Origin of the sequence: Streptomyces sp. BK340, assembly GCF_007827595.1 — a bacterium.
Classification (GTDB): Bacteria; Actinomycetota; Actinomycetes; order Streptomycetales; family Streptomycetaceae; genus Streptomyces.
Map to the genome: position 1 here is coordinate 75,126 of NZ_VISR01000008.1, position 12,534 is coordinate 87,659.

Annotated in this window: 12 protein-coding genes; all 12 read right to left on the reverse strand. The window is 71.0% G+C overall.

The genetic code is table 11. The features are described from left to right. Position 1 precedes the first annotated feature (1 nt). The 12 genes from FB157_RS17055 to FB157_RS17110 all read right to left on the reverse strand — a co-directional run bounded on the left by FB157_RS17055 (position 2) and on the right by FB157_RS17110 (position 12,371). Positions 2–475, reverse strand: a complete 474-nt coding sequence (locus FB157_RS17055; RefSeq protein ID WP_145880583.1) for a hypothetical protein — start codon at positions 473–475, stop codon at positions 2–4. Further along, a complete protein-coding gene (locus tag FB157_RS17060) occupies positions 472–1,755 on the reverse strand; it encodes an MCE family protein (RefSeq protein ID WP_145880585.1) in 1,284 nt (427 codons plus the stop codon). The genes FB157_RS17055 and FB157_RS17060 overlap by 4 nt, the downstream gene beginning before the upstream one ends. Beyond that, positions 1,752–3,017: an MCE family protein gene (locus FB157_RS17065; RefSeq protein ID WP_145880587.1), complete on the reverse strand. Its 1,266-nt coding sequence runs from the start codon at positions 3,015–3,017 to the stop codon at positions 1,752–1,754. Before FB157_RS17065 ends, FB157_RS17060 begins: the two co-directional genes overlap by 4 nt. Continuing rightward, positions 3,014–4,132 carry an MCE family protein gene (locus tag FB157_RS17070; RefSeq protein WP_186581548.1) on the reverse strand — a complete coding sequence of 373 codons (1,119 nt, stop codon included), beginning with the start codon at positions 4,130–4,132 and terminating at the stop codon, positions 3,014–3,016. Before FB157_RS17070 ends, FB157_RS17065 begins: the two co-directional genes overlap by 4 nt. Beyond that, positions 4,129–5,151 carry an MCE family protein gene (locus FB157_RS17075; RefSeq protein ID WP_398946854.1) on the reverse strand — a complete coding sequence of 341 codons (1,023 nt, stop codon included), beginning with the start codon at positions 5,149–5,151 and terminating at the stop codon, positions 4,129–4,131. Before FB157_RS17075 ends, FB157_RS17070 begins: the two co-directional genes overlap by 4 nt. A 221-nt stretch (positions 5,152–5,372) precedes the next feature. Next, positions 5,373–6,413 carry an MCE family protein gene (locus FB157_RS17080; protein ID WP_145880589.1) on the reverse strand — a complete coding sequence of 347 codons (1,041 nt, stop codon included), beginning with the start codon at positions 6,411–6,413 and terminating at the stop codon, positions 5,373–5,375. Continuing rightward, positions 6,410–7,666 (reverse strand): MCE family protein, encoded by a 1,257-nt coding sequence (locus FB157_RS17085; RefSeq protein ID WP_145880590.1) that lies wholly within the window; start codon positions 7,664–7,666, stop codon positions 6,410–6,412. Before FB157_RS17085 ends, FB157_RS17080 begins: the two co-directional genes overlap by 4 nt. 5 nt (positions 7,667–7,671) lie before the next feature. Then, a complete protein-coding gene (locus tag FB157_RS17090) occupies positions 7,672–8,496 on the reverse strand; it encodes an ABC transporter permease (RefSeq protein WP_145880593.1) in 825 nt (274 codons plus the stop codon). A 3-nt stretch (positions 8,497–8,499) separates the two neighbouring features. Then, positions 8,500–9,270, reverse strand: coding sequence for an ABC transporter permease (locus FB157_RS17095; RefSeq protein ID WP_145880594.1), 771 nt, complete (start codon positions 9,268–9,270; stop codon positions 8,500–8,502). After that, on the reverse strand, positions 9,267–10,196 hold the full coding sequence (locus FB157_RS17100; RefSeq protein ID WP_145880892.1) for an ABC transporter ATP-binding protein: 930 nt from the start codon (positions 10,194–10,196) through the stop codon (positions 9,267–9,269). The genes FB157_RS17095 and FB157_RS17100 overlap by 4 nt, the downstream gene beginning before the upstream one ends. Positions 10,197–10,318: 122 nt before the next feature. Then, positions 10,319–11,299: an RNA polymerase sigma factor gene (locus FB157_RS17105; protein ID WP_145880596.1), complete on the reverse strand. Its 981-nt coding sequence runs from the start codon at positions 11,297–11,299 to the stop codon at positions 10,319–10,321. 52 nt (positions 11,300–11,351) lie between these two features. Beyond that, positions 11,352–12,371: a lytic transglycosylase domain-containing protein gene (locus FB157_RS17110; protein ID WP_145880894.1), complete on the reverse strand. Its 1,020-nt coding sequence runs from the start codon at positions 12,369–12,371 to the stop codon at positions 11,352–11,354. Positions 12,372–12,534 lie beyond the last annotated feature (163 nt).

Below are 12,534 nucleotides of genomic sequence, written 5' to 3' on the forward strand. Positions count from 1 at the left end.
CTCAGCCCACGAACTCGACGTCGGAGGTCAGCCAGCGGCCGGCCACGCGCACCAGGTCGAGCTGGAGCCGGTAGGTGCGCGCCTGTCCCTCGGGCGCGGCGGTGTTGGTCACCTTGCTGTCGGCCACCACCAGGACCCGGGCCGAGCGCTCGTCGGACCGCACGACGCCCGCTTCCAGGACCTGCCCCTCGGACACCGACTTGTTCTGGGCGACGAGCTTCGTCAACTGGGCGGTCTGTGCGGTGAACTGCTTCTTGAAGTCGCCGGTGGCGCCCTTGAGCACGTTGCCGCTGTCCCGGCCGTAGTGCCGGTAGTCCAGCGAGGTGAAGTTCAGCGCCGACTGGCGGGCCGCCGCCAGCACGTCCTGGCGGCGTTGGTCCGCCGCGCGCTGGTCGGCCAGCCGCAGCCCCAGCCAGACGGACAGTGCGGTCGCCAGGACGGTCGCGGCGACGAGACCCACCCCCAGCGCCCTCATGCGCCTGATGCCATCGGTCCAACGAGCAGCCATTGCCACGACTCCTTTCCGAACACGGTCTGTTCGCCGCCCGTCGAGCCGATGTCGACGGGCGTTCCGTCCGGGCCGGCGGCGGTGCCGGTCTCCGGGTCGTACGGGGTGACGTACGCGGTCCGGTCGGCGCCGTACGTATCGGCCGAAGCGCCGGGGGCGTTCTGCGCGCCGCGCACCGAGGTCTTGCCGCCGCGCGGTGCCGTGCAGTGCGCGCCGGTGTTCGCCGGGCGCGTGCCGGTGTCGGCGGGGTCGCGTCGCCGCGTGCCGTAGCCCTGGGTGCACGGCGGCGGGTCGTCGGCATTGAGGACCAGCCCGAAGTGGGTGGTGCCGTCGCCGGGGACGACGGTGTAGCTGCCCGCGACGGTGAGCGGGAGGGTGACCAGGGCCTGCTCCACGCCGGGCAGCCGCGCCACGGTGACCTGGCCGCCGCTGATGAGGTTGGCCAGCAGGACCGACAGGTCGGGCCCCGTGGACCTCAGCAGCGAGTTGACCTCCTGTGCGGCGGGCGCCGTGTTGCCGATCAGCCTGCGCAGGTCCCCGTCGCTCGACTTCAGCTGCGCGGTCAACGTGGCCAGATCGCGGGAGAACGACTTGATCGCCGAGCCCTGGTCGGCCTGCGTCTTGAGCACCTTCCGTGAGTCCTCGATCAGCGAGACCGTCTCCGGGAGCGACTCGGACGCCGACTCGACCAGATCGTTGCCGGAGTCCACCAGGCGGCTCAGGTTCGGTCCGGTGCCGGCGAAGGCCTTCCCCAGCTCGTCGACGGTGGTGCGCAGATCGCCCTTGCCGACGGAGTTGACCAGCCGGTCGAGGCTGAGGACGAGGTCGGTGACCGGCAGCGGGGTCCGGGTGCGGCTGCGCGGGATCGGGCTGCCGTCCATCAGGTACGGGCCGCCCGAGCGGCGCGGCTGGAGATCGACGTACTGCTCACCCACCGCCGAGCGGTTGGCGGCCACCGCCAGCGTGTCGGCCGGGATCCGCGGCGCGCCGTCCTCGATCTTCAGGGCCACCGAGACCCCGGAACCGGTCAGCTTCAGTTCTCCCACCCGGCCCACCGGCACCCCCCGGTAGGTGACCTCGGAGCCGGGGAAGACGCCCCCGGACTCGGCGAAGTCGGCGTGCACGGTGTAGCCGCGGTCCAGGACGTCGTCCACCAGGCCCGTGTACTCGGCGCCGACGTACGACACCCCGACGGCGGTGACGGTCGCGAAGGCGAGCAGCTGGGCCCTGACCGTACGTGTGATCACGGCAGTATCCCCTTCAACATGAGCTCGGCGAGGCCGAGGTCGATCCCCTGCGGGAGGCGGTGCGAGCCGTCCTCGGTGCCGTAGGCCGCGGTGCACACCGGCGGGCACAGCAAGGTGCTGCCGTCGGAGGGCGTCGAGGGGACGGCGGGCACCGACGGGGTGGCCGGCAGGGACGGGGTGGACGGGAGGGGCGTGGGAGTGGGGACGCTCGGAAGGTCCGGGATCCCGGGCGCCGGGGTGCTCCTGCCCTTGCCCGGTTTGTCGGTGACGTTGCCGTACATGCCCGCCAGGTCCAGGTCGGCGGTGATCTTCAGGTTGACGTAGTCGCCCTTGACTGCGTCCACCACGTTGCGCGGGAACGGATAAGTGGTGAGCAGCTCAAGGGAGTTGGGCAGGTCGTCGCCCGCCTTGTTCAGCTGCTGCAGGATGGGCCGCAGCTTCCTGAGGTTGGCGACGGTGTCGTCCCGCGAGGCGTTGACGACCCTGGTGCCGGTCTTTCCGAGCCTGGACAGGCCGGTGAGCATCTTCGTCAGGTCCCGGCGCTGGTCGGCGAGGACCTTCAGGGCGGGCGGCATGGTGTCGACGGCCTCGGCGATCGTCTTCTTCTCCCTCTTCAGCCGCTCGGCCAGCCGGTCGACGCCCTTGAGCGCGCGGACGATGTCGGCCCGCTGGTCGTCGAGGCCGCCGAGGAACGTGTCGAGCTCCTTGAGCAGGGACCTGACCCGGTCCTCGCGACCGTTCAGGGCCTTGTTCAGCTCGACGGTGATCGTCTTGAGCTCGGCCACCCCGCCGCCGTTCAGCAGCGCGGACAGGGCGGACAGCACCTCCTCGACGTCCGGGTTGCGGCCGCTGCGGGACAGCGGGATGCGGTCGCCGTCGCGGAGCCGGCCGACCGGCGTGGTGCCGGCCGGGGCGGACAGCGCCACGTACTTCTCGCCGAGCATGCTGGTCTGCCGCAGCTCGGCGACCGCGTTGCCGGGAAGCTTCACCGAGTCGGCGATCCGCAGCCGCACGCGCGCGTGCCAGCCGTCCAGTTCCACCTTCTCGACCCCGCCCACGGTGACGTTGTCGACCTTGACCGCAGACTGCGGCACCAGATCCATGACGTCCCTGAAGTCGACGGTGACGTGGTATGCGTGGCCGTCCGCGGCGGCGCCTCCGGGGAGCGGGACGTCGTACCAGCCGTTGAACTCGCAGCCGGTCAGCAGCAGCGAACCGACCGCCGTCCAGGCGGCCATCCGGCCCTTGCGCAGCGCACTCATGCCCGGGCCCCCAGGATTCCGCCGAGGGTCTTGTCGACCGTGCCCGTGGCCGCCGGGGCCGTCGGCACCTTGGGCAGCGAGTCGAAGAGCTTCTTCAGCTCCGCGCAGTCGGGGCTCTTGCCACCCTCGTCCCCGGTCGTCCTCAGGAGCGAACAGAGCAGGGACGCCGGGTCCTGCGGTGTCTGCGCGTTGTTGCGGGTGTCGAGGGTGCCGGCGGCCGGGTTGTAGGCGTTCTGCAGGTTCGACAGGCCCGTGGGGGCGACGTCCAACAGCTCCTCCAGTGCGGCCCGTTGGGTGACGAGGACCTTGGTGACCTTGCTGAGCCCCCGCACGTCCGAGGTCAGTGCCTTCTTGTTGTGCTTCACGAAGTCGGACACGTCACCGAGGGCCGCGCCGAGGTTCTGCAGTGCCGCCGCGAGGTCCCCCCGCTCCCCGGCCAGCTGCGCGGCCACCTCGGCCAGACTGGTGTTGAACGACCGCACACTCTTGTCGTCCGCCGCCAGCGCGGCCGTGAACACCTGGAGGTTGCGCACGGTGCCGAACAGGTCACCGCGGCCGTCGGACAGCGTGGTGACCGCCCGCGAGAGGTCCTCGACCGTCTGGTTGAGGTTCTCGCCCTGGCCCTGGAGGTTGTCCGCGCTCACCCCGAGCAGCCGCGACAGCGACCCCTTCTTGTTGGCGCCGTTCGGGCCGAGCGCCTCTGCGGTGGTGTGGAGGCTGTCGAAGATCCGGTCCAGCTCGACGGGGACGGCCGTACGGGACTCGGGGATGACGTCGCCGTCCCGCAGTACCGGGCCCTTCCGGTACACCGGCAGCAGCTGTACATAACGGTCGCTGACCACCGAGGAGTTGACGATGGCGGCCTGCGCGTCCGCCGGGACCCTGCGCCCCTGGTCGTACTCCAGCTCCACCCGCACCCGGCCGCCCTCCGGCGTGATCCGCTTGACCTCGCCGATGCGGACGCCGAGCACGCGGACGTCGGAACCGGGGTAGATACCGACGGTGCGCGGGAAGTACGCCGTGACGCGGACGGGATCGGGGTGTGGCCAAAGGAGGACGGCGAGTGTCACGAGGACCGCGAGCGCGGTGAACAGCGCCAGGAGTCTGCGGGTCATCGGGTGCCTCCCGTCCGTGGCGTGACCGGGGCGACGACCAGGTTCTGGACGTACGAGTCGAACCAGCGGCCGTTGCCCAGGGTGTTGGTGAAGAGCCGCACGTAGGGCGCGAGCAGCCGGACGCTCCGGTCGAGGCTCGCCTGGTTGCGTTCGAGCATCTTCACGAAGGTGTTGAGGTTCTTGAGGGCCGGACCGATCTCCTTCCGGTTGTCCTCGACCAGGCCGGAGAGTTCGATGCCGAGCAGGGCGCTGCTCTTGAGGAGGTTGTGGATCGCCGTGCGCCGCTTGCTGATCTCCTTGAACAGCGCGTTCCCGTCCGTCACCAGCGCGGAGAAGTCCTTCGTACGGCCGGCGAGCACCTTGGTGACTCCGTTCGCGTGGTCGAGGAGCTCGCGCAGCGCCTTGTCACGGGATGCGACGGTCCTGGAGATCCTCGACAGTCCCTTGATCGACGCACGCACCTCCTCGGGCGAGTCCTGGAAGGTGACGGAGATCGTGTCCAGCGCCTTGGCGAGGCGGGCTGTGTCGACCTCCTCGGTGGTGGTCGTGAGATCGCTGAAGGCCTGGACGACGTCGTACGCCGACACGGTCCGCCGGAGCGGAATCTCACTACCGGGCTTCAACCGGCCGGGCCCCTTCGGATACAGGGCCAGGTACTTCGCGCCGAGGATGGTCCTGACCCGGATCGACGCGCCGGTGTCGGTGCCGAACGCCGGGTCGCCCTTGACCTTGAAGGTCACCTCGACGTGGTCGCCGGCCAGGTCGACGTCCTCGACCTTGCCGACCTTGACCCCGGCGATCCGCACCTCGTCGCCCGGCTTGAGCCCGCCCGCCTCCGAGAAGTCCGCGCTGTACGTGTCGCCGCCGCCGATCAGCGGCAGGCTGTCGGCGTTGAACGCGGCGACGGTCAGCAGCGCGAGGACGGTGAGGCCGACGGCGCCCACGACGACGGGGTTTCGCTCACGGAACGGCTTCACACGCGGCCGCTTCAGCCGGATCCGCGGCAGCTTCGGCGGCAGGACGCGGACCTTTACGAGGGGTTCGGGTCGGCGGGGCCTGCGCTTGGGCAGCTTCGGCAGCTTCGGGAGTTTCGGCGGCAGGACGCGGACCTTCACGAGGGGTTCGGGTCGGCGGAGCCTGCGCTTGGGCAGCTTCGGCAGCTTCGGGAGTTTCGGCGGCAGGACGCGGACCTTCACCAGGGGCTCGGGTCGGCGGCGACGGCGCCGCGCGATGCGCAGGCTCATCCTCCGCACCTCGCCCGTGCCACGTGCAGCTCCGGAGTGAGCACCTGCTTCGTCTTCGGCAGCACGATCCGGCCGTCGAAGTCGCAGAGGTAGAAGTTGAACCACGAGCCGTAGGACGCTGTCCCGGTCAGCTCGTCGAGCTTGTTCGGCAGCCGCTTCAGCACGCCCTCCACGGTCTTCTCGTTGTCGTTCAGTGTTCCGGTCAGGTCGGTCAGCCCGGCGATGTCGTCCTTCAGCGGCGGGCGTGTGTCCTTCAGCAGCCCGGAGGTGGCGTCGGCGAGGGCGCCGATGTTCACCAGGGAGTCCCCGATGGGCTTGCGGTCGGCGGACAGCCCGGAGATGACCCGCCGCAACTGCTTGAGCAGCCCGGAGAAGCGGGCGCCCCGCTTGTCGAGCGTCCCCAGCACGGTGTTGAGGTTGTCGATCACCGAGCCGATCAGCTGGTCGCGGTCGGCGAGGGTCGTGGTGAGCGAGGCCGTGTGCGCGAGCAGGCTGTTGACCGTGCCGCCCTCGCCCTGCAGGGTCTGGATGATCTCGGTGGCCAGCTGGTTGACGTCGTTCGGGCTGAGCGCTGCGAACAGCGGCTTGAAGCCGTTCAGCAGCGCGTTGAGGTCGAGCGCGGGCTGGGTCCGGGACAGCGGGATGGTGCCGCCCGGCCGCAGCCGGAGGGTGGCGTCGCCCACGCCCTCGGTCAGCGCGATGTACCGCTGCCCGACCAGGTTCCGGTAGCGGACGACGGCACGGGTTCCGGCCGGCAGCGGGCGGTCCGCGGCGACGGTGAAGGTGACCTCGGCCAGCGTCCGGTCCTTGATCCGGATGCCCTCGACCTCCCCGACCCGCACCCCGGCCACCCGGATGTCGTCGCCGGTCTCCAGCCCTGTGACGTCGCTGAAGACCGCGTGATACGTGTCCTTCGGAGTGAAGGAGACGTTGACGATGGTCGCGGCCAGCAGGGCCGTCGCCGCGATCGTGACCAGCGCGAAGAGGCTGAACTTGATGACCGGGGCGGCGGTCTGCCGGGCTCCTGTGGTCCTCATGCGACGCTCACCGCCGTCCCGCGGGCCAGCGGTCCGAACAGCAGGGTCGTGACGGGCGGCACCTCATCCGCGGGGACGCCCATGACGGGGGCCACGAGCGAGCCGACGGCCCGCTGCTCGGCCTCGGTGGCGGACACGGTGACACCTCCGGGGAGCGCGCCGCCGGGACTCCCGGCCGACGTGCCGTCGTTGAGACGGGGTTTCGGGCCGGGCACCTGCGGATGGGGCAGGCCCCGGCAGTTCGGCCCGGACCGCTCGCCGTAGCGCGGCTCCTCACCGGGCCGGTACGCGGCTTGCGGCTGTACGACCTCCAGGGTGATCCGCATCTCGCCGCCCCGGAACGCGTCCTCCGACGCCTTCTCCTGCCGGACCAGGCCCTGGAACAGACACGGGTACTCGGGGGAGTAGCGGGCGAACAGCTCCAGGGTGGGGCGGGAGACCCGGCCGAGGGCGATCAGCCGGTCGCCGTTCTCGGCGAGGAAGTCGTCCGCGGTGCCCGCGACCGTGGCGGTCGTGCGGAGCGCGGAGGCCAGCTGGTCCTTCTGCTCGACGATCGTGCGGCTGGTGGTGACCGTGTTGTGCAGGATCCGCATCAGGTCGGGCGCGGCGTCGCCGTACACCTCGGCGACGTCCGCGAAGCGCGCGATGTCCTCCTGCAGGGACGGCAGGTGCGGGTTGAGGCGGCGGAGATAGCCCTCGACGCGGGTCAGGTTGTCGCCGATCCGGTCGCCGCGGCCCTCCAGCGCGGTGGCGAACGCCGAGAGCGTGGCGTTGAGTTCGCCCGGCCGGACGGTCCGCAGCAGCGGCAGCAGGTCGTTCATCAGCTGCTGCACCTCGATGCCGACCTTCGTACGGTCCTGGGTGATGACGTCCCCGGCGCGGATCGGCCGAACCGACGACCGCGCAGAGCGGGCAGGCGCCACCAGGTCCACGTACTTCTCGCCGAACAGCGTCTTGGGCAGCAGCCGCGCGTGCACGTCCGAGGGGATGTACGCGACGTACTGGGGCTTGAGCGCGATGTCGAGCGTGGCCTTCGTGCCGTCCGCGTGCACCTCGCGCACCTCGCCGACCAGCAGTCCGCGCAGTTTGACGTCGGCGCGCGGGTCGAGCTGGTTGCCGAGGGTGCCGGCCTCCAGGGTGATGGGCACGACGGAGGAGAACGCCTGCTGGTAGACGGCCACCGCGAGCGACAGCAACAGCGCGAGTACGACGATGAACGCGATGCCGTACAACCTGAGTCTCAGCACTCTCATCGGCCTCACCCCGCTATCCGTACCGTCGTGTTGGCGCCCCAGATCGCGAGGCTCAGGAAGAAGTCCAGGACGTTGATGGCGACGATCGACGTCCGCACCGCACGCCCCACCGCGACGCCGACCCCCGCCGGACCGCCGCTCGCGTAGTAGCCGTAGTAGCAGTGCACCAGGATGATCAGGACGGCGAAGACGATCACCTTGCCGAAGGACCAGAGCACGTCGACGGGCGGCAGGTACTGGTGGAAGTAGTGGTCGTAGGTGCCGGTCGACTGCCCGTAGTAGCGGGTGGTGATGGTGCGGGCGGCCAGGTACGAGGACAGCAGCCCGACCACGTACAGCGGGATCACCGCGACGAAGCCGGCGATCATCCGCGTCGTCACCAGGAACGGCAGCGAGGGGACGCCCATCACCTCCAGCGCGTCGGTCTCCTCGCTGATCCGCATCGCGCCGAGCTGGGCGGTGAACCCGGCGCCGACCGTCGCGGACAGGGCGAGCCCGGCCACCAGCGGGGCGATCTCCCGGGTGTTGAAGTACGCCGACAGGAACGCGACGAAGTTGGAGGTGCCGAGCTGGTTGAGGGCCGCGTAACCCTGGAGGCCGACCTCGGTGCCGGTGAAGAAGGACAGGAAGGCGATGACGCCGACCGTGCCGCCCACGACGGCCAGCGCACCGCGTCCGAAGCTGACCTCGGCCAGCAGCCGCAGGATCTCCTTCTTGTAGCGACGCAGGGTGCGGCCCGTCCATGCCAACGAGCGTCCGTAGAAGGAGAGTTGGGTGCCCAGCTCTTCGAGGGAGCGCAGCGGGCGTTCGAGGAGTCTCTGTGGTCGCATCGGCTAACCCCTCTGCGGGACGACCTGGAAGTACACCGCGGTCATCACGAAGTTCGTCACGAACAGCAACATGAAGGTGATCACCACGGACTGGTTGACCGCGTCGCCCACGCCCTTCGGGCCGCCCTTCGCGGTCAGCCCCTTGTACGAGGCGACGATCGCCGCGATGGCTCCGAACACCAGCGCCTTGATCTCGGCAGCCCACAGGTCGGACAGCTGGGCGAGGGTGGTGAAGGAGGCCAGGTACGCGCCGGGGGTGCCGTTCTGGAGAACGACGTTGAAGAAATAGCCGCCGGCCACTCCGACCACGGACACCAGGCCGTTGAGCAGCACGGCAACCACCATGGACGCCAGCACGCGCGGGACGACGAGCCGGTGGATCGGGTCGATGCCCAGCACCTGCATCGCGTCGATCTCGTCCCGGATCTTCCGGGCCCCCAGGTCCGCGCAGATCGCGGTGCCGCCCGCGCCCGCGATGAGCAGCGCGGTGACGATCGGCGAGGCCTCGCGCAGGACGGCGAGAACGGATGCCGCACCGGAGAAGGACTGCGCGCCCAACTGCCTCGTCAGGCTGCCGATCTGGAGTGCGATGACGGCCCCGAAGGGGATCGAGACCAGAGCCGTCGGCAGGATCGTCACGCTGGCGACGAACCACGCCTGTTGGATGAACTCCCTTGCCTGGAAGGGCCGTCGGGGCAGGGTCCGGACGACGTCCAGCGCCATCGCGAACAGGTTGCCCGAGTGCCGCAGCGCACCCGTCGGGGAGAGACTCATGCGCCGCTCACCTCCTCCCAGCGCAGCTCGGCCTCCCGTCTCGCGATCGCCTCCCAGCGGGGCGGGCGGGTGATGCCGGGGCTCGGCAGCAGGCGAGGGGGAAGGCCCTCGACGGCGCCGCGCTCGTCGATCTGCGCCAGTTCCTGCTCGACCTGTGCCGCGTCCTTCTCCTCCGCCATGCCGATCGGCCCCTGCATCCGACCGTTCAGGAACTGCCGTACGACGGGCTCGTCGCTGGTCAGCAGCTCCTCGCGGGGCCCGAACATCACCAGCTCACGGCGGAACAGCAGGCCGATGTTGTCCGGGACCTGGCGGGCCGAGGCGATGTCGTGCGTGACGATCAGGAAGGTCGCGTCGATCTGTGCGTTGAGGTCGACGATGAGCTGGTTGAGGTAGGCCACGCGCACCGGGTCGAGACCCGAGTCCGGCTCGTCGAAGAGGATGATCTCCGGGTCGAGCACCAGGGCGCGGGCCAGACCGGCCCGCTTGCGCATGCCGCCGGAGATCTCGCCGGGCAGCTTCCCCTCGGCACCGATCAGCCCGACCATGTCCATCTTCTCCAGCACGATCCGCCGGATCTCGCTCTCGGACTTGCGGGTGTGCTCGCGCAGCGGGAAGGCGATGTTGTCGTACAGGTTCATCGAGCCGAACAGCGCGCCGTCCTGGAACAGCACGCCGAACAGCTTCCGCACCTCGTAGAGGTCGTGCTCGCGCAGCCGGGTGATGTCCCGGCCCGCGACCTTGACCGACCCGCGCTCCGGCTTGAGGAGCCCGACGAGCGTCTTGAGGAACACCGACTTGCCCGTCCCCGAGGGGCCGAGCATCACCGACACCTCGCCGGCGGGCAGCGTCAGCGACACGTCCTGCCAGATGACCTGGTGGCCGAAGGACTTGGTCAGCCCTTCCACACAGATCTCGACACCCATCCGGTCCCACCCTTCGCCCGTGGACAGCTCCGACATCTGCTCTACGGGGAGGGGCGGGGCGTCCGTCGCGGCGAAGGCAAGATTTTTTTCGGACGCGTTGACGGGGGGTTACGGCAGCTTGGCTACGGCAGCTTCGGCAGCTTCAGGGAAGGCGTGGGTACGGCGACGGGAACGGACGGTACGGCGGGAACGCCCGCGACCGACGGGAGCGTCACCGACGGCACCGCCGACTTCACCGGCAGCTCCGGAAGCGGGGGCGACGAGACCCCCGGCAGAGGCGGCACGGAGAGAGGCACGACAGACCGGTCAGTGCGTGACCGAGTCGCCGCCCGACGCGGGGCCGCCGTCGCCGGGGGGCTGGGCGTCTGCGGAGCGCGCACCTGCCGGGTGCTGTCCGTCCGGAGCACCTGTGCCCCGCTGGAGACCGCCGGCCGCGGAGCCGGAGCACCCGTGCCGCCGCCCCCGCCGAGCGCGTACGGCAGCACGAACCCCGCCACCGCGAGAGTCGCCGCGGTCGAGGTGACCGCCGCGGCCTGGGCCTTCCCCGCCCCGCGCGGCCGCCCGCGTCGGAGCAGGAACAGCACCACCCCGAGCGTCCCGGCCAGCGAGGCGCGCAGCGTCCGCCGGGCCCGGGCCAGCAGCGACTCGACCGTCCGGTAGCTGAGCCCCATTTGTACGGCGACCTGGCTCACGTCCAGATCCTCGGACTTCAGCCGCAGGGCCTCCGCCTGCCGGCCGGGCAGCTCCCCGCTGCGGACGGCCACCCACTTCGCCTCGGCCCGGTCGCACACCGCCTCGTCGACCGGCACGGGGCCCGGCGCGTGGAGCGTGGGGCTGCCACTGACCTCGGATTCCCGGTGGACCTGCCGGTGCCGGTCGACGCACAGCCGCATCGTCACGGTGGTCAGCCAGGCGCCGAGGCGCTCGTCGTCGAGTTCGGGGCGCTCCGCGGCGCGCAGCATCGCCTCGTGGACGGCGTCCTCGGCGTCCTCCAGGCTCATCGACCGGCGCCGGGCCACCTTGAGCAACTGCTCGCGGTGGCTCCACATGCGCTGCCAACGCTCGTCGGCGGCCTGTGCGTCCGCAGGCGTGTTTGTCGCCATGAGGGCCCCTTTGCGCTCACCCACCGGTCGGTGCTTCCGGCGGGTGGCGACATTACCGCCGAGTATCCGCGGTTGTGGAGGGGAGGGGGCGCATCGTGTTCCAGCCGTTGCTGGTCAGTGGGCCGGGGTCGGGCAGTACGCCGCCGCCGGGCAGCGTGAGGGTCGGTTCGGGGAGAGGGACGAGTGGTGTCTCCGACGCCTTCGGGACGTCGGGCGTACGGGACGGGGAGGGGGAGGGCGCGGCGGGCGGTGTCGACGGGGTGCGTGAGGGGCCCGGGCCCTGCTTCCGGTCGTCCGACGGCTTCGGCGAGGGCTTCGGGGTCTTCGGGCGGGACGGCTCCGGCCGGTCCCGAGGCGTGCCGGACGCGTCCGGCACCACCCGGTGTCCGGTCAGGTAGTACGCGTACCAGGCCCTGACCGTGCGCAGATAGGCCTCCGAGCGGTTGTAGCCGAGGATCGCCCGGTCCAGCTCGGCGGGATCCGACAGGTCCCGGCCGCCGGCGCACAGATAGCGCCCGGCGGCGAGCGCCGCGTCGTAGACGTTGTCCGGGTCCGTGCGCCCGTCGCCGTTGCCGTCCGCGCCCCAGTGGACCCAGGTCGACGGGATGAACTGCATCGGGCCGACCGCGCGGTCGTACACCGCGTCCCCGTCGTAGGCGCCGCCGTCGGTGTCCCGGACGACGGCGAAGTCGCCGCCGGTCAGGCGGGGCCCGAGAATCGGCGTCACCGTCGTACCGTCCGGGGTCACCCGGCCGCCTCGCGCCTGCCCGGACTCCACCTGGCCGATCGCGGCCAGCAGCTGCCAGCGCAGCCGGCAGCCGGGCGCGGTGCGAGCCAGCTCCGACTCGGCGCGCCGGTACGCGGCGAACACGGTCGCGGGCAGGGCCCCGCCCGGCACCCCAGATGTCGAGCGGGGCTTCGGTGTACCGGTCCGGAGCGGCGGGAGATCGGTGCGGTACGGGGTGTCGCCGGACACGCTCGGCGAGTGTTCCGCGGGTGCCGGCTTCCGAGCGGGTTCCGAGGCCCGCGCCGGCACCGCCCCCGGCGCCTGGGACGCGGTCAGCGCGGCCATGGCCGCCGCCGCGATCGCCGTACCCCTGACGCCTCTGAACACGCCTGTCCCGAATGTGCGCACCTCGTGGTCCCTCCCTGTACGGATTCCGTCCTCTGCTCTACGCGGGCGGGTGGTCCGTCCGTCGCGGAAGGCCGCAGAAAGTCGCAGAAGGACGCAGAAG

Bases quoted from the DNA above. Each gene is read 5' to 3' on its own strand.
- FB157_RS17100 (WP_145880892.1), bottom strand. From the start codon at position 10,196: ATGGGTGTCGAGATCTGTGTGGAAGGGCTGACCAAGTCCTTCGGCCAC.
- FB157_RS17080 (WP_145880589.1), bottom strand. From the start codon at position 6,413: ATGAGGACCACAGGAGCCCGGCAGACCGCCGCCCCGGTCATCAAGTTC.
- FB157_RS17065 (WP_145880587.1), bottom strand. From the start codon at position 3,017: ATGAGTGCGCTGCGCAAGGGCCGGATGGCCGCCTGGACGGCGGTCGGT.
- FB157_RS17090 (WP_145880593.1), bottom strand. From the start codon at position 8,496: ATGCGACCACAGAGACTCCTCGAACGCCCGCTGCGCTCCCTCGAAGAG.
- FB157_RS17085 (WP_145880590.1), bottom strand. From the start codon at position 7,666: ATGAGAGTGCTGAGACTCAGGTTGTACGGCATCGCGTTCATCGTCGTA.
- FB157_RS17095 (WP_145880594.1), bottom strand. From the start codon at position 9,270: ATGAGTCTCTCCCCGACGGGTGCGCTGCGGCACTCGGGCAACCTGTTC.
- FB157_RS17105 (WP_145880596.1), bottom strand. From the start codon at position 11,299: ATGGCGACAAACACGCCTGCGGACGCACAGGCCGCCGACGAGCGTTGG.
- FB157_RS17055 (WP_145880583.1), bottom strand. From the start codon at position 475: ATGAGGGCGCTGGGGGTGGGTCTCGTCGCCGCGACCGTCCTGGCGACC.
- FB157_RS17110 (WP_145880894.1), bottom strand. From the start codon at position 12,371: ATGGCCGCGCTGACCGCGTCCCAGGCGCCGGGGGCGGTGCCGGCGCGG.
- FB157_RS17070 (WP_186581548.1), bottom strand. From the start codon at position 4,132: ATGACCCGCAGACTCCTGGCGCTGTTCACCGCGCTCGCGGTCCTCGTG.